The 24,016-nt window shown below is 42.6% G+C and carries 13 protein-coding genes; all 13 read left to right on the top strand.

Annotated elements, in window-relative coordinates; genetic code table 11:
* Positions 1-5,216: DEAD/DEAH box helicase family protein (locus tag LI112_RS08020; RefSeq protein ID WP_227190499.1), on the top strand; the 5,216-nt coding region annotated here is incomplete at its 5' end.
* Between the two features lie 81 nt (positions 5,217-5,297).
* Complete coding sequence (locus LI112_RS08015; RefSeq protein ID WP_055282726.1) at positions 5,298-8,057, top strand: YodL domain-containing protein; 2,760 nt, start codon at positions 5,298-5,300, stop codon at positions 8,055-8,057.
* A gap of 27 nt (positions 8,058-8,084) precedes the next feature.
* The gene (locus LI112_RS08010; protein ID WP_055059678.1) at positions 8,085-8,291 is read left to right on the top strand and encodes a PIN domain-containing protein; all 207 of its coding nucleotides are present in this window, start codon (positions 8,085-8,087) and stop codon (positions 8,289-8,291) included.
* A gap of 283 nt (positions 8,292-8,574) precedes the next feature.
* On the top strand, positions 8,575-8,814 hold the full coding sequence (locus LI112_RS08005; protein WP_054337273.1) for a helix-turn-helix transcriptional regulator: 240 nt from the start codon (positions 8,575-8,577) through the stop codon (positions 8,812-8,814).
* Between the two features lie 87 nt (positions 8,815-8,901).
* The gene (locus LI112_RS08000; RefSeq protein ID WP_015528430.1) at positions 8,902-9,639 is read left to right on the top strand and encodes a LytTR family DNA-binding domain-containing protein; all 738 of its coding nucleotides are present in this window, start codon (positions 8,902-8,904) and stop codon (positions 9,637-9,639) included.
* Positions 9,636-10,931: a sensor histidine kinase gene (locus LI112_RS07995; RefSeq protein ID WP_015528431.1), complete on the top strand. Its 1,296-nt coding sequence runs from the start codon at positions 9,636-9,638 to the stop codon at positions 10,929-10,931. The genes LI112_RS08000 and LI112_RS07995 overlap by 4 nt, the downstream gene beginning before the upstream one ends.
* A gap of 101 nt (positions 10,932-11,032) precedes the next feature.
* Positions 11,033-11,191, top strand: coding sequence for a cyclic lactone autoinducer peptide (locus LI112_RS07990; protein ID WP_227190497.1), 159 nt, complete (start codon positions 11,033-11,035; stop codon positions 11,189-11,191).
* Complete coding sequence (locus LI112_RS07985; RefSeq protein ID WP_054337272.1) at positions 11,191-11,790, top strand: accessory gene regulator ArgB-like protein; 600 nt, start codon at positions 11,191-11,193, stop codon at positions 11,788-11,790. Before LI112_RS07990 ends, LI112_RS07985 begins: the two co-directional genes overlap by 1 nt.
* Positions 11,791-11,879: 89 nt before the next feature.
* Entirely contained in the window at positions 11,880-12,599 is a 720-nt protein-coding gene (locus LI112_RS07980) for a thioesterase II family protein (RefSeq protein ID WP_179961046.1), read from the top strand.
* A 10-nt stretch (positions 12,600-12,609) separates the two neighbouring features.
* A complete protein-coding gene (locus LI112_RS07975; RefSeq protein ID WP_015528434.1) occupies positions 12,610-13,296 on the top strand; it encodes a 4'-phosphopantetheinyl transferase superfamily protein in 687 nt (228 codons plus the stop codon).
* 1 nt (position 13,297) lies between these two features.
* A complete protein-coding gene (locus LI112_RS07970; RefSeq protein WP_015528435.1) occupies positions 13,298-14,887 on the top strand; it encodes a (2,3-dihydroxybenzoyl)adenylate synthase in 1,590 nt (529 codons plus the stop codon).
* Positions 14,888-14,901: 14 nt separating this feature from the next.
* Complete coding sequence (locus LI112_RS07965; RefSeq protein ID WP_227190495.1) at positions 14,902-22,575, top strand: non-ribosomal peptide synthetase; 7,674 nt, start codon at positions 14,902-14,904, stop codon at positions 22,573-22,575.
* A complete protein-coding gene (locus LI112_RS07960; RefSeq protein WP_015528437.1) occupies positions 22,575-24,008 on the top strand; it encodes a condensation domain-containing protein in 1,434 nt (477 codons plus the stop codon). Before LI112_RS07965 ends, LI112_RS07960 begins: the two co-directional genes overlap by 1 nt.
* Positions 24,009-24,016 lie beyond the last annotated feature (8 nt).

Here is a 24,016-nt window from a genome sequence, read left to right as displayed (position 1 = left end):
ATCGACTTCAATACACATTAGAATATCATGATGATGGAGAAGGTTTCACGATTCATACGGAAAAAGATGATATTTGGAATCGAATGTCAACACAAGAATTGGAACGTCTGGATGTAAAACTCGGACAAGAAGTACTTTATTATCATTATCACAACAAAACTGTAAATGCGGATACCTTAGATGAATTACGGGAAATCAGGGAAGAAATTATGGAGGAAGAGTCCTCGTATTTTACTGCTATTTCTCAACGTGTGTGGACAGATTATGATAAAAAAGAAAAAGAATTATCTGGAGAAGTTGAGGTATCGGAAGGAAAAAAATCTTTGGAAGAGATTAACGGAATATCAGAACCGATTCCAGCAACGAACTTCCGCATCACAGATGATGAGCTTGGACAGGGTACAGCAAAAGAAAAGTTCCGTGCCAATATCATGGCTATCCAGTTGTTAAAGAAATGTGAGGATGAGAATCGCAATGCAACACCGGAAGAACAGGAAATCTTATCCAGGTACGTTGGCTGGGGAGGTCTTGCAGATGCATTTGATGAGACAAAAGCTGCATGGGAGACAGAATATTTGGAATTAAAGACGGTTCTTACACCAGAGGAATATGCTGCAGCCAGAGCTTCCACCTTAAATGCTCATTATACACAGCCGATTGTGATTGAAAGTATGTATCAGGTGTTGGAGAATCTGGGATTTACAAAAGGAAATATTCTGGAGCCATCTATGGGAGTCGGGAACTTCTTTGGAATGCTTCCGGAGAATCTAAACCAGTCCAAACTCTATGGTGTGGAACTGGACAGTATCAGCGGTAGAATTGCAAAGCTACTCTATCCAGATGCCAATATTCAGATCAAAGGTTTTGAGAAGACAGATTATCCTAATGATTTTTTTGATGTGGCGATTGGAAATGTGCCATTTGGTGCATACAAGGTCAATGACCGTCAGTATGATCGCTACAATTTCATGATCCATGATTACTTTCTCGCCAAGACGATAGATCAGTTACGTCCAGGTGGTGTGGCGGCACTGATCACAACAAAGGGAACTATGGATAAGGCGTCACCGGAAGTCCGGAAATATCTGGCAGAGCGGGCAGATCTGCTGGGAGCAATTCGACTGCCGAACACAGCTTTTAAGGCAAATGCGGGAACAGAAGTCAGTGCTGATATCTTGTTTTTCCAAAAGAGGGAAAGCCTTACGAAAGAAATGCCGGAATGGATAAATCTGGATAGTGATGTCAATGGAATTACGGTCAATCAGTATTTTGTTCAGCATCCGGAAATGATTCTGGGTGAGATGAAAGAAGTGTCCGGTCCGTATGGTATGGAAACAACCTGTGCTCCAATGGAAGGAGCTGATTTGGAATTACAGTTACAAGAAGCTGTGAAACAAATTAAGGGAAGCATGGTACCGGCAGTAGATGTGGAAACAGAACTGGATGAGATGCCAGAGAGTATTCCGGCAGATCCGAATGTTAGAAATTACAGCTATACGGTTGTAGATGATCAGGTATATTATCGTGTCAACTCTTTGATGAATCAGGTGAAAATGCCTGCAGCCACTGCAGAACGTGTAAAAGGCATGGTTGCAATCCGTGATACCGTCCGGGAGTTGATCGCCATGCAGATGGAGGAATCTGTCACAGATGAAGAAATCCAGAAACAGCAGGAGAAGCTGAATCAGGTATATGATACTTACACAGCAAAGTATGGAGTCATTGGAAGTAATGCTAATAAACGTGCATTTTCTGATGACTCTTCTTATTGTCTGCTGTGTTCCCTGGAAGACTTGAATGAAGATGGAACATTGAAGCGGAAAGCGGACATGTTCACCAAACGAACCATCAAAAAGGCGGTTGCTGTGACAAGCGTGGAGACAGCAACAGAAGCATTGGCATTGTCTCTTAACGAAAGGGCAAAGGTAGACCTTCCTTATATGGCAAAGCTGACCGGAAAGACCGAAGAGAAGATCACAGAAGAATTGGTCGGGGTTATCTTCAAAAATCCACTGACAGACCAGTGGGAAAGCGGAGATGAGTATTTATCTGGAAATGTCAGGGATAAATTAAACACTGCGAGAACCTTTGCAGAGAATCATCCGGAATTTACACCGAATGTCCGTGCTTTAGAGGCAGTTCAGCCGAGAAATCTGGAAGCATCCGAAATTGAGGTGCGTGTTGGAGCTACTTGGATTGAACCTTCGGATTATCAGGATTTTATGGTAGAACTGCTTCATACGCCATGGTATCTTGCGCAGAAGGAAATACAGGTTAAATTCTCTGAGGTAAATGGTGAGTGGAGGATTACAGGAAAGAATGCCGACAGTCCGAGAAATGCGTTTGCCTATGCAACGTATGGAACTGAGAGAGCAAATGCCTATAAGATTCTGGAAGATACCCTGAACCTGAAAGATGTACGCATCTATGATAAGAGCGTCAATGAAAATGGTGATGAGATCCGTGTCCTCAATAAGAAAGAAACCATGCTGGCATCACAGAAGCAGGATGCCATGAAGGCAGCATTTAGGGACTGGATTTTTAAAGATCAGCAGAGGCGTGAACGTCTGGTAAAGGTGTACAATGAACGATTTAACAGCATCCGTCCCCGTGAATACGATGGCAGTCATTTGACTTTCCCAGGAATGAACCCAGAAATAGAGCTTCGTTCGCATCAGAAAAATGCAGTTGCACACCAGCTTTACGGAGAGAATGTACTTCTTGCTCATGTAGTAGGAGCTGGGAAGACTTACGAAATGGTAGCAGCTGCAATGGAAAGTAAAAGACTGGGATTATCACAGAAGAATCTCTTTGTCGTGCCGAACCATTTGACGGAGCAGTGGGGTGCAGAATTCCTACAGTTATATCCGGGAGCCAATATCCTGGTAGCAACCAAGAAAGATTTTGAACCGGCAAACCGGAAAAAGTTCTGTGCCAGAATCGCTATGGGAAATTATGATGCCATTATCATCGGTCATTCTCAGTTTGAGCGTATTCCAATCTCTGATGAGAGGCAGGAAGCCATGCTGCGGAAGCAGATTGATGATCTGGAAATGGCAATCCAGAGTGCAAGGTATGAACAGGACGGCGGGCGTTATACCGTCAAACAGATTGAAAAGACCAGAAAAACCCTGCAGACAAGACTGGAAAAACTGAATCAGAAAGAGAAAAAAGATCAGGTAGTTACGTTTGAAGAACTGGGCGTGGATCATTTGTATGTAGATGAAGCACACAGCTATAAAAATGCGTTTCTCTATACAAAAATGAGAAATGTAGCCGGGATTGCACAGAACGAAGCACAGAAGTCGGCAGATATGTTCAATAAATGTCAATATCTGGACGAGATTACCGGAGGAAAAGGCATTACTTTTGCTACAGGCACACCAATCAGTAACAGCATGACGGAATTATATGTTATGCAGCGGTATCTGCAGAACAGTAAATTACAAAATATGGGACTTGGATTGTTTGATTCCTGGGCTTCCACTTTTGGAGAAGTTGTCACGAGTATCGAACTTGCACCGGAAGGAACAGGTTATCGTGCAAAGTCCAGATTCGCACGGTTTTATAATATTCCGGAACTGATGAATATGTTCAAGGAGATTGCAGATATCAAGACTTCCGATCAATTAAAGCTTCCAGTGCCGGAAGCGGAATATGAAACAGTGGTGCTGAAACCAACGGAACAGCAGAAAGAAATCGTAGAAAGCCTTGGAGAACGTGCAGAAGTTGTCAGAAACGGTGGGGTAGATGCCTCGGTTGATAATATGCTGAAAATTACCAATGATGGAAGAAAGTTAGCATTGGATCAGCGTTTGGTGAATGAATTATTGCCAGATAATCCGGAAAGCAAAATAGCAGTCTGTGCAGAGAAAAGCTATGAAATCTGGAAAGATACAGCAGCACAGAAATCAGCACAGTTGATTTTCTGTGATTTGAGCACACCGAAAGGCGATGGCAGTTTCAATGTTTATGATGATTTGAAGCAGAAACTGATAGAGAAAGGTGTACCGGAAAAAGAGATTGCGTTTATTCATGATGCAAATACAGAAGCAAAAAAGACGGAGCTGTTTGGGAAAGTGAAATCCGGACAGGTTCGTTTTTTGATTGGCTCAACAGCAAAGATGGGTGCAGGAACCAATGTGCAGGATCGTTTGATTGCCCTGCATCATCTGGATATTGGTTGGAAACCATCTGACTTGGAACAGAGGGAAGGACGTATTATCCGTCAGGGAAACCATAATAAAAAGGTTCATATCTTCCGGTATGTAACTGAATCCACATTTGACAGCTACATGTGGCAGTTGATCGAAAACAAGCAGAAGTTTATTTCCCAGATCATGACCAGCAAAGCACCGGTCAGAAGCTGCGAAGATGTGGACGAAGCGGCACTGTCCTATGCAGAGGTCAAAGCACTGGCAACCGGAAATCCAGCAGTAAAAGAGAAGATGGCATTGGATGTGGATGTGGCGAAATTAAAGCTTCTAAAAGCGAACCACATGAATAACCAATACCGACTGGAAGATGATATTGCAAGGAATTTTCCGCAACAGATTGCAAAACTGACGGAGATTATTGACAGCTATAAGGCAGATATCGCTCATTTTTCTGAGCATAAAATTACAGATCCAGAGCAGTTTTCTATGGAAATCAGTGGCAAAGTGTTCACAGAAAAGAAAGAGGCAGGAGCGGCTCTTCTGGCGGTCTGCAAAGACATTAAGTCTGTAGATGCAGCTATGGACATTGGAAGTTATCAGGGATTTAACATGAGAATCCAATTCGACAGCTGGAGCAAAGAGTTTATCCTGTCTGTAAAGCATGAATCGGTAGCTAAAGTTCGGTTGGGAGCCGATGCCCTGGGAAATATCATTCGTATCAATAATCTTTTAGAAAGTTATCCGGAAAAACTGGCAGAAGCAGAACAACGGCTGGAAACGGTACAGGAGCAGATGACAAATGCCAAAGAGGAAGTCGGGAAGCCATTTCCAAAAGAAGAGGAACTGAGCCAAAAACTGGAGCGGCTGTCAGAATTAAATGCACTTCTCAATATGGATGAACGGGAAGATACAGAAACAGAGCAGTCGGAATCAAAAGAGAAAGAAGAAAGACCGGCACGAGGTTCTATCCATGAGAAGCTGCAGATTTATAAAGAAAAGAGTCAGCGGGAAAGTGAAACTGGCAAGGAAAATAGAAAGCGGGACTTCGGTCTGGAATAAGAAAACAAGGAAGATGGCATAATCTGGCAGAAAGAATGTTCTGTGGGTTATGCCTTCTTTCAGAATAAGGGAGGAACTTATATGGCAAGAAGTATGATAACAGGTAGAGAAACACAGAAAATGCAGGAATATACGCAGGAACGGATCAATCAGGCAGAGCGTAGAGGCGTAGAGTTTCCAACAGATGTAAAAGAACAGATTTCTGAATATGCGAATCTGATCGGTGAGGAAGAGAAAGTTAGGACTCTGGTAAGAAATCTGGCAGATGCATTGAGCAAAGCAGATGAGGAAAGTGTAGAGGATTTACTGGATGATGCAAGAATGGATATTCAGGACTTACCAGATCCAACCATAGGCAAGCTGGAACTTCGGGATTATGGATATACAGCAGAGGATATGGTACCGCTTAGAAAAGAAGCAGCCTTAGATTATCACAGGATGGGTTCTAAGATTTATTGCTTGGGCAGCGATGGCGGTAAGGGAGAGTATGCAAGTAAAGAAATGATACAGGCACATGAAGGTCTGTTTGGCATGGAATTACAGATGTGGGAACGGATAAGGGATCAGGATCTGGATTATGCCGATGAAGATTTTGGAGCATTTCAGGAGCCTATGAGTGTCATTGACCAGGAAGAAGCACTGAAATTATACGATGCCGGAGCAGATATCTATCTGATCACTAATTTTTCATCACCAATCTATGTCACGGAACGCAAGGAAATCGAACGAGGACCGGAGCATTATCAGATGTCCATGGCAGAACGGGAGCGTTTCCGTAACTTGGAATGGGAAATGCAGAAATATCCGCAGATTCAGTCTTTGAAAGAGGCAAACCTGTTGTTAGGAACAAGGCGAACCTTTGGTATTTATCAGATCAAAGATGATTCACCGGGCGAAAATTATGCATTTATGAATATGAGTTTTATTGAAAGTCATGGTATGCAGATAAAAAAAGAAGATTATAAGCTGGTCTATGTTGGAGAATTACTGGGAAATACGTCACTGGATGATATTTTTGAAAGGTTCAACATTGATAGACCGAAAGACTTCCGTGGGCATTCCCTGTCTGTCAGTGATATCGTTGTTTTGAATGATGGGGAAAAAGTAACAGCTCATTTTGTAGACAGTATCAGTTTTGAACAGCTGGATTCTTTCTTGAATCTGGAAGAACAGGTTCTTAGTGAACTGGCATATGAGGTAGGAGAACGGTATTTTGCTATTCAGAGGACAGAAGAAGGATACGATTATTCCTTTTACGATGAAGATTTCCGTCTGATGGATGGTGGCGTCTATGAAAATGATGAAATTTCTATTGAAGAAGCGGCAGAGGAACTTTTGGAAGACGAAGGCTGGACTGGAGAACGCATCCGTGGGGATTATGATCAGTTGATGGAAAAAGTGAAAGAAATGGATGAGGTTGTAATGGCAGAGATTCAGAAAAGCCAGGGCGAATATAAGCCACTGGCTAAGGTAGAAGAACTGGAAGAGGCGAATTATAACATGATTGACAATGTACTTAACAATATGCCACTGAAGAAAGAACCTTATCTGGAATACTTTGCCACAGAATGTGATGAGTTCCATGATATGGGAGCTTATGAAAAAAGTACCGATGTTAATCAGATAGCTGCAGTCTATGAAAAATATAAGGAGAATCCAGAAACTGCGTATCTGGGATGCTCGATGGGAATTATCTATCGTGATCCGGAAGACAGTTACTACGATGATGCTGAATTTGCAATCGTAAAAGGAAATACAGTACTTGGAAATCTGATGGATGATGTTCGGTTTTATGGAGAGCTTGCACTGGTACGGGAAGGGATTGAGAAAATTCATGAAGCATTGCCGGACTACAAGTATGTACCGATGAGAGATGTTCGAGAAGCAATGTATCCAGAGAAGATGACCACAGAACAGCTGGCAGAGGCACTGGATGAGATTGCAGAAGCATTTGATCCGTATGATTACCGGGATCATGTAGAACCAGGGCAGGATACCTTACAGGAAGTCATGCTGGATCTGCAAAGTGGAAATGTTGGTTCTTATATTTCCTTTCTGAAGGATGTGATTGAAGAAGACTGTGAGCAGTCCGTGTGGGCAGGTGTTTTGCTGGAACGGCTGAAATCCTACGAACCAGATATATCCAAAGAAACAGAGCCGATGGTGTATGTGAATTACTGTGAAAAGCGGGAGCTGATGGAACCACGCTGTCAGAAGCTCTCAGATCTGGATTCCCGTACTGCACAGAAGGATAAGGAATGGTACGCAGACCGTAATCCGAGGACGGATGAGCCGATGGTAACAGCCCAGATGTTTTTTACTATATATTATGCGGAAAAAGGCGATAAAATGCTGCAATATTTCAAAGGGAAAATAGATATTGGAACAGGAAATGGCGGTATTTTAAGTCAGCTGAAACTCCAAAATGAACTGAAACTTACGGATGAAAGTTGGATTGGTTATCTGAAAAACAAGGGAAATGAAGAGTTTCAGAAGTGTATGGAAGATCTGACCGATATGCAGAACCATGTGCTGCCATATTTGCAGAGCTTTTGCAGTCTGGAAGAAAAAAGTGTGCAGGAAAAGCAGGAACGGCAGGTTGCAGAAAAGCAGGACAGCAGAGTAGAAGCGTCAAGAGCAGCGAATGTGACAAAAGGGGATAATGACAAAGCTGTGAAAAAGGTAGTTTCGAGTATGCAAACAGAAAAGAATAAAGCAACTACGAAGGCAAAGAAGCCATCTATTCATGAACGACTGGAAATCAATAAGAGAAAAATCCAAGAAAAGCAGGGAAAAGATGACCCGGAGAGAGGAGCTGATCGGGATGTAAGAACGGTATAAATTTATAGAAAGGCACTTGGCTCCGTTTTGGACATAGCAAAAGTGCTGACAGTGACGAACGAAGATGTGCTGCCTGCTTATTTGCAGAGAGTATCTGATTTTGAAGACTGCCTGCTTGCAACTTGTACGAAGGCGAATCAGTGTGATGCGATTGTGACAAGGAATAAAAAGGATTTTCTTTCCTTTTGGATTACACTGCTTTCTCCGGAAGAACTGCTGAATATTTATTCGTAAAATATGTTTTTACAATCGGTAGCAGAAGGAAAGTTGAATGATAACTCCGATCCAGCATACTGGAAAATATAAAAATTTTATAACAAAGTGGAAAACCCTGCGTAGGATCAGAAATGTTCTCACAGGGTTTCATGTATCTAATAAAATATAGAAATTTAGCTGATTTCTGCTAGAATAAGAAAAACTGTTAAAAAAATATCGTACATAGATCAAAAAGACTATATATGGGCGACCTTTTAAAGCCGATTTATATAAAATAGAAGAAAAAAAGGTGGTCGATACCGTGGATATAAAAACAGCGGTCATATATCGTTTAAACGATCTGATTAATCAGAAAGATATCACAGTGAATGAGGCGGCGGTATGTTCTGGCGTTCCTCCTTCGACATTAAAGAATATTTTGTATGGTCAGAGTAAGAATGCTGGCGTAGTTACAATAAAAAAGATATGCGATGGATTGGATGTCACAATACAGGAATTTTTTGCTGATCCCATCTTTGCAGATTTGGAACCCGAACTATAGGAAGAGTAAATGCTCATAGGATTCAGATTCTGCAGGATGGATTTTTTATGAAAAAGAGTTAGGAAAAACTAACCTATGAGGACATAGATGTATAAAATAGCAATTTGCGATGATGATAAAAATTATAGGGAGAAAATAGAGAAGGTTATAGAAACGGAAGGGATTCTTCCTAAGAGCGAGATACGGTTTTATGAATACGAGTCAGGAAAGGAACTACTGGAAAATGCTGATATTTTGCATGATTTGGTCTTTATGGATATGCGTATGCCCGGATTGGATGGGAATAAATCGGTACTGAAGCTGAGGGAATACAATAGGGCAGCGATATTGGTGTTCTGCTCCGGATACTTTGAACCGACTCCAGATAGCATCAATATTGGGCAGCCGTTCCGTTATATTATGAAAGACTTGCATGACAGAAGTCTGAAAAGGGAAATCCCTGCGATTTTATCAAAAGTAAAATTGCACTGTGGAGATTATTCCGTGACGGTTACATCAGCGGGAAGAGTAATTCGTATCTATACGGAAGACATTTTATATATCTGTCTGGCGAAAAGGGGTTGCTCTATATACGTTGCTAGGCAGGGGGAGATAGATGAGATGCATTGTAAGGAATCTTTAGGCGATTTATATGAACGTCTGGCCGGAAGGGGATTTGAGTATGCACATAACAGTTATATTGTAAATCTGGCGAAAGTGGAAGGATTGGAAAAGAATGTGGCGCTGCTACAGATGGGAATCCAATTGAATGTTTCAAGGTCGAGAAAAGGTCAGTTTGCTGACGCTCTGATCATGTTTCTTGGGGAAAGGAACGGCATGGTATGATAGTAAGAGATTTTTTGATCTGCCTTCTTCAGATGTATCTGTTGGAAGATCTGGAAAAGAACATGCTCCCATACAGAAGAGAAAACTTTTTGGGAAAATTTCTCGTATATTTTGTCATAGCGCTGGTAATGCTCGGAATCAACCACTTGGAATCCTCAATATTTAATATGGTAATGATTCCGGTAACGTATATGATTGTGTCAATGGTTGTGTTCCGGGGAAATATATGGAAGAAGCTGGTTATAGTATGCTGCTATTATGTGCTGGCAATTATTCCTGAATTTCTCTTTGCAACGCTTACGAATGCGTATGGCGTGACAGGTGCATCTGAGGGTTTTGGGACGGAAATAGAAAAGACATTAGCGCTACTACTGATGAGTACCATGACATTTCTGTTTATTAAATGCATTAATCAGGTAACGAGAAAAAGGGATTATCTGACGATTGAGAATAAAACTTTTACTGTGCTGCTCATGCTGCCAACCGCTACGATCATTATATTAGGATGTGTGTTTTATTCAAATATTTCTTTTGAAGGAATGAACAGGGTTATGGTTCCGGTAGGAGCTTCACTGCTGCTATTGACGAATATCTTCATTTTCTCAGTGTTTGACCGGTTTGTAGAGAAATCAGAAGAAGTGAAGAAGATGGCCCGGCTTTACCAGAAAAGCAGGGCGGAGATTGCTAATTTACAGTATATGAATAAGGTCAATGAGGATAACAGGGCATTCTTACACGATATAAATAAATTTATTTGTACAGTAGCCGGTTTGATGGAAGAAGGAGAAAATCAAGAGGTCAAGGAGATTATGGAACATTTAGGTGTCCGGATTCAGAGCCTTCAAAAAGGTGTGTATTGCGAACACCCGATCTTGAACAGCATCCTGTGCGAAAGGAAATTCCTTGCGGAATCTAAGAATATTTCCTATAAGATTACCCTGGGTAATGATCTCAGGCTGGACTTTTTGGAAGAACTGGATATGATCTCAATCGTAGGTAATCTTTTGGATAACGCACTGGAAGCGGCAGAAAAGACAAAAGATGGCCGATATGTAGAATGCAGGATGTATATGGGAAATGAGGAACATTTCCTTGTTATGGAATTTTGCAACGGGTATGTTGTTCCGCTGTTAAAGGACAAGGACCGGTACATAAGCACCAAAAGAGATGCAGACAGTCACGGGATCGGACTGCATACGGTTGGAAAACTGGTTAAAAAGTATGCTGGAATTATGAGAGTGGAGGTCGGAGAACAGGAGTTCTCTGTTAAGCTGATCTTTACAATAAAATAAAGATGTGCAAAAATCGCCCAAAAAGTTACCGTTTTTGCCACGGTAATTGAAAAGAGGGCGATTTTTGTGTAAACTTTCGAAAAAAAAGGAGGCATGTAACTATGAAAAAAACAATCAGAAAAAGCTTGGGTAGCAAAGTACTTGGAGTTGTAAACTGTCTTGCACTCTGCCTGACGGCATATACGGCAAATCTGGCGTGCAACTGGCTGTACTATCAGGAAGAAGAGCCGGAAGAAGTTAAGAAAATGAGGAAATTCTAGTGTGGAAAAAAACTACCGGCTGGCTTTTTGAAGTGCAAAAAAGGAACGGGATTCTTGAAGAAAAAGACCGCAGGTTGTATGAATATGCTTACGGTGTACTGCTGGGCAGGGTCGCGATATACCTTATCACTGTCATACTTGGCATCGCAACGGGGAATTGGCTGGAGATGCTAGTCTTTTTATTGCCCTTTACTGTTCTAAGGCAGTATGCCGGAGGAATTCATTTAGAAAAAGCAGGGAGCTGCATGATTGTTTCCAGTATCCTTGTCCTTCTATGCAGTCAGTATCTGGCATCTGACCTAATTGTGACGTGGCAAATGCGGATTATATGGCTTGTCGCAGTTGGATTCATATTTGCTATGGCACCGGTGGATGCCAGCAGCAAGAAACTGGATGTGAAAGAGAAGAAAGTTTATGGGATGCGCGCGAGGGTAATTTTAGTGATTGAATGTGCGATAGCAGGTGTTTTTTCTGTGACCGGATATTCCCTGATCGTAAAGGGGCTTATGGTAGCACATATTGTTTTGGCGTCCGGTTTGATATTGGGATGGATCAAAATTTTTTTTGACAAAGAGTTAGAGGTAACTAATTACAGGTAGAAATAAGAAATGATTGAGAAAAACATATTACAAAATGATGGTAAACAGAGAGAAAAAGAACATTATGCCAGAGGAATATAAAAGTGAATATGAAATTGATAAAAAATACGGAAAACATTAGTAAAGAGAAAATAACCTTGTTTTGTCTGCCATTTGCGGGAGGCGGTGCTTCTGCTTATAACCAGTGGGCGAAAAAGATGCAGGGGAAAGTAACGGTATGTCCAGTTCAGCTTCCGGGAAGGGAAGAACAGATCATGGAGAAACCGTATATAGATATGTCGGTTATGTTAGATGACCTGGAAGAGGCTGTAAGAAAGGTTGTGTACGGACCGTATGCCTTATGGGGACACAGTATGGGTGGGAAGATCGCCTATGAGCTGGAAAAACGGTTGGAGGCAGCGGGATATACTGCAAAATGTCTGTTTATTTCCGGCAGCCGGGTTCCTAGTATTCCGGAGCCAAATCCAATATATCATCTTCCGGATGAAGAGTTTAAGAGGGAACTGGGGAGATTTGAAGGGACGCCAAAGGAGGTACTGGAGAACCAGGAATTGCTGGATTTCTTTCTGCCTATGCTGCGGGCAGATTTTACCATGGATGAAACGTATTATGACAAGGCGGGAATAGTGCTGCATACGCCTATCGCTGCATTTGGCGGAGAAAAGGACGGAGAAGCGGATGAGAGTGCGATCTTGGAATGGGGAAAGTATACGGACAATGATTTTAACTACAGGATATTTCCGGGAGGACATTTTTATCTGCGGGATTGTGAAGACGAAGTAATAAGTGAGGTCATGAGACTGCTTTAGAGAATGAAAAATGGAGATTAAACGATACGGAGAAAAGGAATTTCTGTCAGCAGACAAACTTTATATCCGTGAAAATGAGATACATATATGGTGTATCCGCTGGTCTGAAATGACAGATTTCTGGAAGAACCATGAATATATCCTGAGTGGGCAGGAATTGGAGCAAGCCGGAAGATTCCGTTTTCCTGAAGACAGGATGCGTTATATAGCCGGGAAGGTTGTCGTGCGGATCCTCTTAAAAAGATACTTAGATATGGAAACGATTGATTTTTCTGTCAATGAACTGGGTAAGCCTTATCATAAAAAGATTGCAGGAAAGCGGACAGTGGATTTTAACATTTCGCACTCGGGTGAATTCATACTGGCGGTATTCGCTGTCGGAATGGATATCGGAGTGGATGTGCAGGAGATGGCAGAGTGCCCGGACTATAGGGAGATAGCGGAAAATTTTTATACTGCAGAAGAAGCGGAAGATGTAAAAAATGAAGGACCGGATCTGTTTTTCCAGTACTGGGCGGCGAAAGAGGCATATGTAAAGGCGCTTGGGATTGGATTAGGAAGAGGAATGGATTTCTTCTCTGTCAGAAACGGAAAAATTGCAGAAAAAGATAAGAAAGATCAGGACTGGTTTCTGTATCCGGTCAGGATCAAAGGATATGCTGCGTATGTGGCGGCGCATAAGAAAGGAGACAGATAAAATGGGTTATAAGAAAGATATGAGCAAATATGAGAATCTGGAAGGCTGGGAGAGATGTGGCTTTGGAGAACAGCTTGATAGGTGGGCGGAAAAATATGGAGAAAGAACTGCGGTCACGGACAGTGAAGACGAGATCAGTTATATGGAATTAAAGCAAAAAGCAGATTGTCTTGCGGCAGCTTTTCTGCGTAAAGGGATTTTAAAGGGAGATAAAGTGCTTGTGCAGCTTCCGAACAGGATTTCTTTTGTGATCGTGTTTTTTGCGCTTTCCAAGATTGGGGCGGTGCCAATCATGATGCTGCCGGCCCACAGGGAGGCGGAACTGGAAGGAATTATTGAACTGGCAAAGCCGGCCGCTTATATTGTGGTGGAGAAATATCTGGGATTTTCATATGTGCCGATGGCAAATGCGATGAAAGAGAAATATTCATGTATCCGGCATATATTTATAGATAGCGAATCCGGGGATATCAGTGGAATGATTGCGGAAACGTGTGGAGAAAATGGAGCATTTCCGGCTGTGGATGGGTATGAAACGGCGGTGCTTTTGCTGTCAGGCGGGACGACAGGGGTTCCGAAACTGATTCCGCGCACCCATACGGATTACATGTATAATGCCCGCATGTCCGCGAAGAGATGCCGCCTGGATAGCAGTGACGTTTATCTGGCGTCTCTTCCGGTAGCTCATAATTTCCCGTTATGCTGCCCGGGGCTTTTAGGCACGCTGGACGTGGGAGGAAAAGTTGTGCTTGCGTCTGCGACCAGCCCGGATGATATCCTTGACGCAATTACAGAGGAAGGTGTCACGATAACGGCATTGGTTCCTGCTATGGTTACTGTGTGCATGGAAATGCTGGAATGGGATGAAGATTATGATATATCCAGCCTGCGGATTTTGCAGGTGGGCGGCGCAATGCTGGAAGATTCCCTTGCGGATAAGATCATTGAAGAATGGCCGTGTAAACTGATGCAGGTATTTGGTACGGCGGAGGGGCTACTGTCCTTTACTAGCCCGGAGGATGAAGGTTCCCTGATCGCAAGATGCCAGGGAACTCCGGTGTCTCCTGCGGATGAAGTGAAGATTGTGGATGAAGAAGATAAGGCCGTACCGGAAGGAGTTTTTGGGGAATTATTATCCAGAGGCCCGTATACGATTGATGGTTATTATATGGCGGAGGAAGCGAATAAAAAGAGCTTTACGCCGGACGGATTTTACCGGACGGGCGATAAAGCTATGTGGACGAAAGACGGAAGGTTACGTTTGGGCGGGAGGATCAAAGAGCAGATTAACCGCGCCGGAGAAAAGATCATGCCTTCAGAGATTGAAGCTTACCTTTGCAGGCATTCGAAAATCAAAGAGGCAGCCGTTGTCGGCGTTCCGGATGAAACCCTTGGAAACCGGATATGTGCATTCCTTGTGACCGATGATGAAGCCGGGATCGATTTACAGGAAATCCACAGGTTCCTGCGGGAAATAGGCGTTGCGGCGTATAAAATGCCGGATCAGATAGAATGGGTAGAGACATGGCCGCTGACCAGCGTAGGAAAAATAGATAAGAAAGCATTAGAACGGATGGCACAGGAAAAATAGAAGGAGACAGAATTATGGAATATATAGAGATAAAGGAACAGATCAAACAAAAGCTGCCGGTAGCCAGAGATTTGGGAGATTCCGAAAATCTGCTGGAGCTTGGGCTTTCATCCCTGACGATCATGCGTCTGGTAAACCAGTGGAGAAAACAGGGGGTTAAGGTTTCATTCGGTTCATTGATGGAAAATCCTACCCTTGAAGGCTGGTGGGCGCTAATCCAGCGCAGCATGAAGAAAAAAGCGGGCAAAAAACGGGCGCAAGAATCTAAGATAACGCCGGAAAAGGATATGAAACAGCCGTTTCCTTTAACAGACGTACAGTATGCATATTGGGTTGGCAGGGATGAAGAACAGGCTCTTGGAGGAATAGACTGTCATGCGTATTTAGAGTTTGATGGGGGAAATATAGATCCGGAGCGTCTGGAAAAAGCATGGAATGTGCTGCAGTATCATCATCCCATGCTGCGTGCCTGCTTTCTGGAAGATGGGACACAGAAAATCCTGGATAAGCCGTATTGTGAAAAAATAAAGGTTCATGATTTTTCACGGATGCCATCTGAGGAAGCCGAGGCAGTGGCAGTATCTGTCAGAGAACGTTTATCCCATCGGAAGCTAAAAATCGAGGAAGGCGAAGTGGCAGGAATAGAGCTTACGCTTTTTCCTGAAAATAGGGCACGCATGCACGTGGATATGGCACTTTTGGTTGCCGATGTACAGAGTTTGCAGATCTTATTGAGGGATTTGGCGGCTGCCTATCGCGGAGAAAGCCTTCCGGCAGAATCAAAAGGGTGGAATTTTGCTTCTTATCTGGAACGGCAGAAAGAGGAAGATAAGGAAGAGAGAAACAATGCAGAAGGATACTGGAAAAAACGCTTGGAGCATTTGCCGAAAGGGCCAGGCCTGCCACTGGCAAAACGGCCGCAGGAAGTGACAGAGACTGTATTCAACCGCAGGATTGTAAGGATTGGCAAGGAAGAGTGGGCTCATCTGCAAGTACGGGCAAAGGAATACCAGACAACTCCGGCAATGGTTCTTCTTACTGCATATGCGACGGTTTTGGAACGGTGGAGCAGGAATCATCGTTTCTTTATTAATATTCCATTTTTTAACCGGAAAACAGAGCAGCAGGGATTGGAAGACGTGATAGCAGATTTCACTACACTGTTATTGCTGGAGATTGACTGCGAAGGGAATCCGACGTTTGCAGAATTGCTAGACAGGATCCAGAAGCAGCTCCATGAGGATATGAAGTATACGGCATATTCCGGCGTGCAAGTCCAGAGAGACCTTGCACAGATGTATGGAGACGCATCGGCAGTGGCGCCGGTTGTTTTTGCCTGCAATCTGGGAACGCCGTTGGTAAATGATACGTTCCGGAAAGAACTGGGGCAGTTTTCCTATATGATTTCCCAAACGCCGCAGGTGTGGAATGACTTCCAGAGTTATGAAGATGAAAATGGCGTACAGCTTACATGGGACAGCGTGGATAAGTTATTCCCGGAGAATATGATCCCGGATATGCTGGAGTGTTTTGAGAATCTTCTGCATGAATTGGGAAAGAAGGACTGGAATCAGCGATTTGATGTGCTTCCTGAAAAAAGAAAAAGAGAAATTGAAGATACAGCGCGTACAGGAGTGCCGGAGCGTGTGGAATGCCTGCATTGGGCTGTTATGAACCATGCGGAAGTTTGCCCGGAAGATATTGCGCTTATTGATGCGGGAAGCGGAAGATCGGTTTCCTATGGGGAATTAAAAGCACGGGCGACAGCAGTGGCGGCAGGGATTTCAGAAAAGGATATTAAGGGAGTCCCGGTTGCACTTACCCTGCCGCGCGGGATAGAACAGATCGAGGCGGCATTAGGAATTTTGCTTTCCGGAAATTCATACCTTCCGGTCAGCTTAAGCCAGCCTAAAGATCGGAGAGCGTTAATCCATGAGAAGACGGGAGTCCGCTATGTGGTCACGAATCGGGAATTATCCGAAAAACTGGACTGGCCGGAAGGTACGGAAATCCTTGTGATGGAAGGTATGGAAGAGGGACAGGAAAATGTGAGACTGCCAGAGGTGTCGCCGAAGGACAGCGCCTATATCATCATGACGTCAGGCTCTACAGGTGTTCCGAAGGGTGTAGAGATTGCGCATGAAAGCGCATGGAATACGGTTCAGGATATTAATGAAAAGTACCATGTGACAAGTGCAGATCGGGCGCTGGCTGTATCAGCTATGGATTTTGACCTGTCGGTATATGATGTTTTTGGAATTTTAGGCGCAGGAGGAACATTGGTATTGCTTCCAGAGCAGGAGAGAAGGAATGCGGATTACTGGCTGGAACAAGTGTTGAAATATCAGATTACCGTTTGGAATTCAGTGCCGGTGCTTCTGGATATGCTTTTGATACGGGCGGAATCCATGAAACAGAAACTGCCGATCAGGGCGGTTATGCTTTCTGGAGATTGGATTGGGATGGATCTCCCGCAGAGGGTTGCGGCATGGACAGAGGATTGCCAGTTTGTCGCTATGGGAGGAGCTACAGAGGCAAGTATCTGGTCCAATTATCAGAATGTTACCCTGCCGATGCCGAAAAACTGGAAATCTATTCCTTATGGAAAGCCACTCAGATATCAGGCATATCGTGTTGTGGATGAGTATGGAAGGGATTGCCCTTACTGGGCAGAAGGTGAACTCTGGATTGGCGGTTTTGGTGTAGCAAAAGGATATAGGGGAGATTCTGCGCTTACGGGGCAGAAATTTATCACAGATCAGTATGGAAGATGGTATCGGACCGGCGATCTCGGAAGAATCTGGGATGATGAGACAATTGAATTTTTGGGAAGAAAAGACCATCAGGTAAAGATTCGCGGACACAGGATTGAATTGGGAGAAATTGAACATGCGATTCAGGAGTTTCCGGGTGTGGCTCATGCAGTTGTTGATACAGTTAGTGATGGTCATGGCAATAAAACGCTGGCTGCTTATATCGGAGCGCCGATACAGGAAGATTCTAAAGTTACAACGTATTTGTACGGCACAGATATCTTTGGCGGGGGCTGGAAAGAACTGAAGGATGATGTCAGCAATTGGCAGATGCAGCAGGAACGGAAGACAGCATACAAAAATTTCCTTGCCTATGCAGACCAGAGATGTGTACAGCTTATGCTGGAGACACTCATAGAGTTAGGCATTTTTGTATCAGAGAAGGAAGTTCTTTCGCAGAAGGAAATTTTTGAAAAAGGGAGCATTACGGAAACACAGAAGAATACTGTGGCAAGATGGTTGGAAATTTTAAAGAAGGAAGGAATCCTGAGAGAAGAGGACGGCAGACTATCGCGTACCGGGAAGGAAGTGGCTGTACCGGAAAAAGCTGGAGATACGGAAACGTATTTTAATAAACTGAAGCCGTATCTGAAGCATATGGTTACTGGGAATGAAGTTCCGCTGGACGTATTCTACCAGAAAGAGCCGGCTTTGGCTCCGAATATGCTGCTTCGGAGGATTCCGGGCTGCGAGGAAACAGTGGAAAGACTGGTGCAGGGATTAAGGCTTCTGGCAGAAGAACGCAGAAAAGAGCCACTCCAGATTATAGAAATTGGTACAAGGGACACTGCAATTACAAGACAGTTTTTGAATGCACTGGAAGATGTAAGCGTGGCTTATACTTATGCGGATTCTTCAAAATATTTTCTGCAGGAAGCAGAGAAAGAACTTGCGGGATATGAGAGAGTCGAGTTTGAGATGCTGAATCTGGAAGAAGGCATGGATAAGCAGCAGATGTCCTTGCATAGTTATGACGTTGTGATATCGGTAAATGCTTTACATAGAAATATTGATGCTGCGGATGCGGTAAAGAAAGTAGCGGAATTACTGAAGCCAAACGGAATATTGCTGATGACTGACCTTGTGGTAAGGACATACCTTCAGGAACTTACAGCGGCTTTTTTGGAAAATGGTTTTGCGGATATTCGGGACAAGAGAAAAGAAGCAGGGCTGGTTACCCCGGATTGCCTGCTGTGGAGAGAATGTTTATCAGAGGCAGGATTGGGCGAAGACTGTGCTGTGACAGAGAGATATGGAAGATGTATATGCTGCAGCAGACAGCAGGCGTCTGTCCTGTCCTATCATAATGGAGCACTAAGGGAATATCTGTCAGAAAAACTGCCGGAGTATATGGTTCCACAGAACTATCATTTCATGGAGCAGCTCCCAACATTGTCCAATGGGAAGATTAACAGGAAGCAATTGCGGGAAGATTTTAAAGAAGAAACTGCGGTTATCCGATTTTCAAAGGCAACGACAGAAACAGAAGAAAAGCTTTTAGATATCTGGAAACAATTATTTGGATATGAAAATATCGGAATTGAAGATAATTATTTTAGCCTTGGGGGAGACTCGCTGATTGCCACAAGGTTGATCTCGGAAGTACAGAAAACCTTCGGCTGCAAAATAACGATCAGCACGATTTTTGAAAATCTGACCGTAAAATCTCTGGCAAAAGCTATTGAACAGTCCGAACAGAAAGAAGAAGATACACTGCAGATCAAACCGAATCTGGAGGAAGCATATCATCCGTTCCCATTAACCGATGTGCAGTATGCTTACTGGCTTGGCAGAAGCGGATTGTATGAATTGGGGAATGTTGCAACGCACTGTTATTTTGAACTGGATGCAGACGGCCTTGATACTGAGTGCGCAGAGACGGCATGGAATCTGTTGATACAGAGGCATGGGATGATGCGTGTTATTATCCAGCCGGATGGTATGCAGCGCATACTGGAGAATACTCCCCAGTATCATATTGACGTGACGGATATCCGACAATTGGAAGTGACAGAAAAAGAAAAGGCATTGGATGAAAAACGGGCAGAGATGTCTCATCAGGTAATTCAGACAGATGAATGGCCTCTGTTTGATGTGCGAATCACTAAAATAGAGGACCAGAAGCATAGAATCCATATCAGTTTTGACAATATTATCTTTGATGGCTGGAGTATGTTCCATCTCTTAAATGAGTGGGCAGAAGTATATCGAAATGGAAAAGCGGAAATGCCGATTACTTTGTCTTTCCGGGATTACGTGCTGGGACTGGAGCAGATAAAGTCTACCTCTGCTTATGAGAAAGATAAAAAATATTGGGAAGACCGGGTGGAGACTTTTGCGGACGCACCGGATCTGCCGCTTGCAAAGAACGAAAGCCAGATTACAGAGCAGCGTTTCTGTCGCCGGAGCGCAAAACTGTCACAGAAAGAATGGCAGTCTGTAAAAGACGCGGCGGGAAGACTGGAGGTAACGCCTTCTGTTCTTTTGATGAGTGCTTATGCGGAGACTCTCCGCTTGTGGAGCAGTAATAAGGATTTTACACTTAATCTGACGCAGTTTGACCGGAAACAATTGCATCCGGAAGTGAACAATCTGGTTGGAGATTTTACAACACTGACATTGCTGGAGATAAAGAATGCAGGGAATAATTTTGCGGAAAGGACAAAGGCAATTCAGAAGCAGCTTACAGAAGATCTGGAGCATACAGCTTATGGCGCGGTTGAACTGGAGCGCGAATTAAAGAAAAAGACTGGAAATATGCGGGGCGCTATTATGCCGGTAGTGTTTACCAGTGGCCTTGGCGTGGAGCAGTGGAATGAAGGAAAGTGGCTTGGAAAACTGAACTATAACATTTCACAGACGCCGCAGGTGTGGCTGGATCATCAGGTGGTTGAAATGGATGGCTGTTTATGCCTGTTTTGGGATTCCGTGGACGAATTATTTTATCCGGGAATGCTGGATGAGATGTTCCGGGCATATACCGGCCTGCTTCATACGCTAGCAGTTCATCCGGAGATCATGCAGGAAAAAACGGCAAGTCTGGTAACAGCGGAAATTTCAGAAAAACGGCGTCAGGCGAATGAAACGGCGGCTGAATTTGAAGAGAAAACGTTGGATGGATTATTCTTGGAGGCGGCAGACAAATTTCCGGATAAGGAGGCGCTGGTAACGTGCAGCAGGCGGATGACTTATCGGGAGATAAAAGAAGAGGCGTTTTACATTTCCGGGCAGTTGAAGAGCATGGGAATAAAAAAAGAAGAGACGGTAGCTGTATTTATGGAAAAAGGGTGGGAGCAGGTAGTTGCTGTTTATGGAATCCTGTTTGCCGGAGCCGCATATCTTCCGATAGATATCCATAATCCGAGAGAACGAGTTGAAAAGATTCTCCGTGACAGTGGAACAAGAATCATTCTTGTGCAGAATCAGGCGTATGATCAGGATACCGAATGGCTGCACGAGTGGGATTGTATTTCTGTGTCTGGATTAAAAACCGATTCTGAATACAAAGCACAGGAGAATAAGGCGGGAGACCTTGCGTATGTAATCTATACGTCGGGAACAACCGGGATGCCGAAAGGAGTAATGATTACTCACCATAATGCAGTGAATACAATACTGGATATCAATGCACGCTATCAGATTACAGAACAGGATACGGCGTTTGGAATCTCCAATCTTCATTTTGACCTGTCTGTTTATGATGTTTTTGGCGTTTTAGGCGCAGGTGGGAAATTGGTTCTTCCGGATCCGGAATATGGAAAAGATCCAGCGCATTGGATTCACTGGTTGAATCATGAGAATATTACCGTATGGAACAGCGTGCCAGCTTTTGTAGAAATGCTGGCAGAATATGAGGAATATCAAAGGCAGGTAACTTCACAATCGTTGCGGTTGGTAATGATGAGTGGCGACTGGGTTCCGGTTTCACTTCCGGGGAGAATCCGTAATCTGTTTCAGAATGTTGAGATTGTTGCACTTGGAGGAGCGACGGAAGGCAGTATTTGGTCCAATCATTTCGAGATCCCAGAGATTGTGCCGGAAGATTGGAAGAGTATTCCGTATGGGAAACCGCTTGCAAACCAGAAGTATTATGTTCTGGATCAGAATATGGAAGATTGCCCTGACTGGGTACCGGGAACACTTTATATTGCCGGAGATGGCGTTGCACAGGGATATTTAAACGATAATGAAAAAACAGAAGAAAAGTTTGTTGTTTTAGATAGAACTGGGGAACGATTGTATTGTACTGGAGATATGGGACGGTATTGGAATGAAGGTAATATTGAATTTCTTGGAAGATTGGATAATCAGGTAAAAATCAATGGATATCGGGTAGAATTGGGCGAAATTGAAGCTGCATTACGAAGGATTCAAGGTATAACGGAAGCGTTTGTTTTTTTTAAAAGGGATAATGCGATAGAAGACATATGTGCTGTATTAGTAGAGGAAAAAAGGTATCGTGACCGGATAGACAAGTTTTATAAGGAAATGTTAAAAAAAGATCTTCCGATCTATATGATTCCAACAGAATATATTAAAACGAATGCTATTCCGCTTAATTCAAATGGGAAAAAGGATATTCATAAAATTTTGATTGTTGCAGAAAAAAATAGAAAGCCTATTTTTAAAAAGAATAATAATTGTAAACAGCTTACTCAACTTCAGGAGCAATTACTCGCAATTTGGAGAGAAGTTTTAAAAATTGAAAATATTGATATAAATGATAACTTTTTTGAAATAGGTGGAAATTCGATACAGGCAATACAAATTACTAACCAAATGACGGAGAAAATAGGGTGTTTTATGGATATCGGCAAGTTATTTGAGTATCCGACTATCAGCAAAATCGAAAGATATATATTAGAGGAAACGTAATGAGTAAATACATATTTAATAATGATACCGATATTTTGGAGTTTTTGGAGCAACTTAGAGAGAATGGCATTCAAATTTGGGGAGAAGGGGAGAAAATTCGATACAGATCTAAAAACAGACAATTGGCACCGGAAACATTAAGGATTCTTAAAATGGCTAAAGGTCAAATTTTAGATTTCTTTCGAATGATCGAAAAAAATGTGATTCCATTAACATCAATACAAACAGCTTATGTTGTGGGACAAACGGCTGGGTGTGAGTTGGGAAATATAAATGCGCATTATTACATCGAATATACAATAGAATCTTTGGATGTTGAACGACTTGAGCAAATGATAAATCTGGTTATTTCTAAAAATGATGCATTACGGTTGATTGTAACACATGAGGGGAAAGCGAGTTTTTTAGATAATGTGCCATATTATTCTGTGCCAGTTTATTCATTATATGATGGGAATGATAGAGAGCAAAAGCGGCTAGAGAGAAGTCATCATAGGTATAATTATTATAAATGGCCCATGTTCCATTTTTGCGTTGGGAAAACATCAGGAAAGACAAGTGTTTTACATGTAGATTTTGATTGTATTATTTTGGATGCATGGAGTGCAAAATTACTGTTGAACGAGATTTTCAGTTTGTACTATGGAAAAGATGTTAAATTTCCACGAATCTCTTTTATGAATTACATGAGATTAAAAACAGATAAAGGAGATTTGGAAGCTGAAGAATACTGGAAAGAAAAAGTAAAAAATATGCCGAGCTTTCCCAAACTGAATTACCAGAAAAAATTTGCAGAAGTGCAGAATGTAAGATTTGATAGAATTGAATGTGATTTTTCTTTTATAGAAACACAACGATTATATCAGAAAATAAAAAACTATCATTTTACTCCTGCTGCAGTAATTTCTACAATTTTTATGAAAACACTGGCACAATATAGTGAAACTCCAGGACTTTCCATAAATGTAACATTGTTTAATAGACAGTTATTGCATGAAGATGTGAATGGGATACTGGGTGAATTTACTAACAATGCAGTAATATCATACCAAGAAAAAACGGATTCTTTATTGGATGCTATTCGAGCAACTCAAGAACAGATGTGGCGGTTAGTTCAATATAGAAAATTTGAAGGAAGCAATATATTAAAAATGCTTTCTTCAGGTAGAGCAGGAAAAGCGATTATGCCAGTAGTGTTTACTTGTATGCTGGAGGGGAATGTGTCTAAGGTAACAAAAAAAAGATATTCATTCAAAGAAGAATATGCGATAAGCCAAACACCGCAGGTGGTTTTAGATCACCATGTAAGAGATGATTTGGGATATTTGAAGATTTCATGGGATTATATTATTGACATCTTTGATAAACAATATATTACTGATATTTTTGGCGCTTATGTAAATAATATAAAGAAATTTATGGAAAAATATTAGGGAGAATA

This window comes from Blautia sp. 210820-DFI.6.14 (genome assembly GCF_020558815.1).
GTDB classification, from domain to species: Bacteria; Bacillota; Clostridia; order Lachnospirales; family Lachnospiraceae; genus Blautia_A; species Blautia_A obeum.
Note: the sequence above shows the minus strand (reverse complement) of the source record. Positions and strands in the feature narration are given on the sequence as shown.

Bases quoted from the DNA above. Each gene is read 5' to 3' on its own strand.
- LI112_RS07965 (WP_227190495.1), top strand. From the start codon at position 14,902: ATGGAATATATAGAGATAAAGGAACAGATCAAACAAAAGCTGCCGGTA.
- LI112_RS07975 (WP_015528434.1), top strand. From the start codon at position 12,610: ATGGAGATTAAACGATACGGAGAAAAGGAATTTCTGTCAGCAGACAAA.
- LI112_RS07980 (WP_179961046.1), top strand. From the start codon at position 11,880: ATGAAATTGATAAAAAATACGGAAAACATTAGTAAAGAGAAAATAACC.
- LI112_RS08015 (WP_055282726.1), top strand. From the start codon at position 5,298: ATGGCAAGAAGTATGATAACAGGTAGAGAAACACAGAAAATGCAGGAA.
- LI112_RS07990 (WP_227190497.1), top strand. From the start codon at position 11,033: ATGAAAAAAACAATCAGAAAAAGCTTGGGTAGCAAAGTACTTGGAGTT.
- LI112_RS07970 (WP_015528435.1), top strand. From the start codon at position 13,298: ATGGGTTATAAGAAAGATATGAGCAAATATGAGAATCTGGAAGGCTGG.
- LI112_RS07995 (WP_015528431.1), top strand. From the start codon at position 9,636: ATGATAGTAAGAGATTTTTTGATCTGCCTTCTTCAGATGTATCTGTTG.
- LI112_RS07960 (WP_015528437.1), top strand. From the start codon at position 22,575: ATGAGTAAATACATATTTAATAATGATACCGATATTTTGGAGTTTTTG.
- LI112_RS08000 (WP_015528430.1), top strand. From the start codon at position 8,902: ATGTATAAAATAGCAATTTGCGATGATGATAAAAATTATAGGGAGAAA.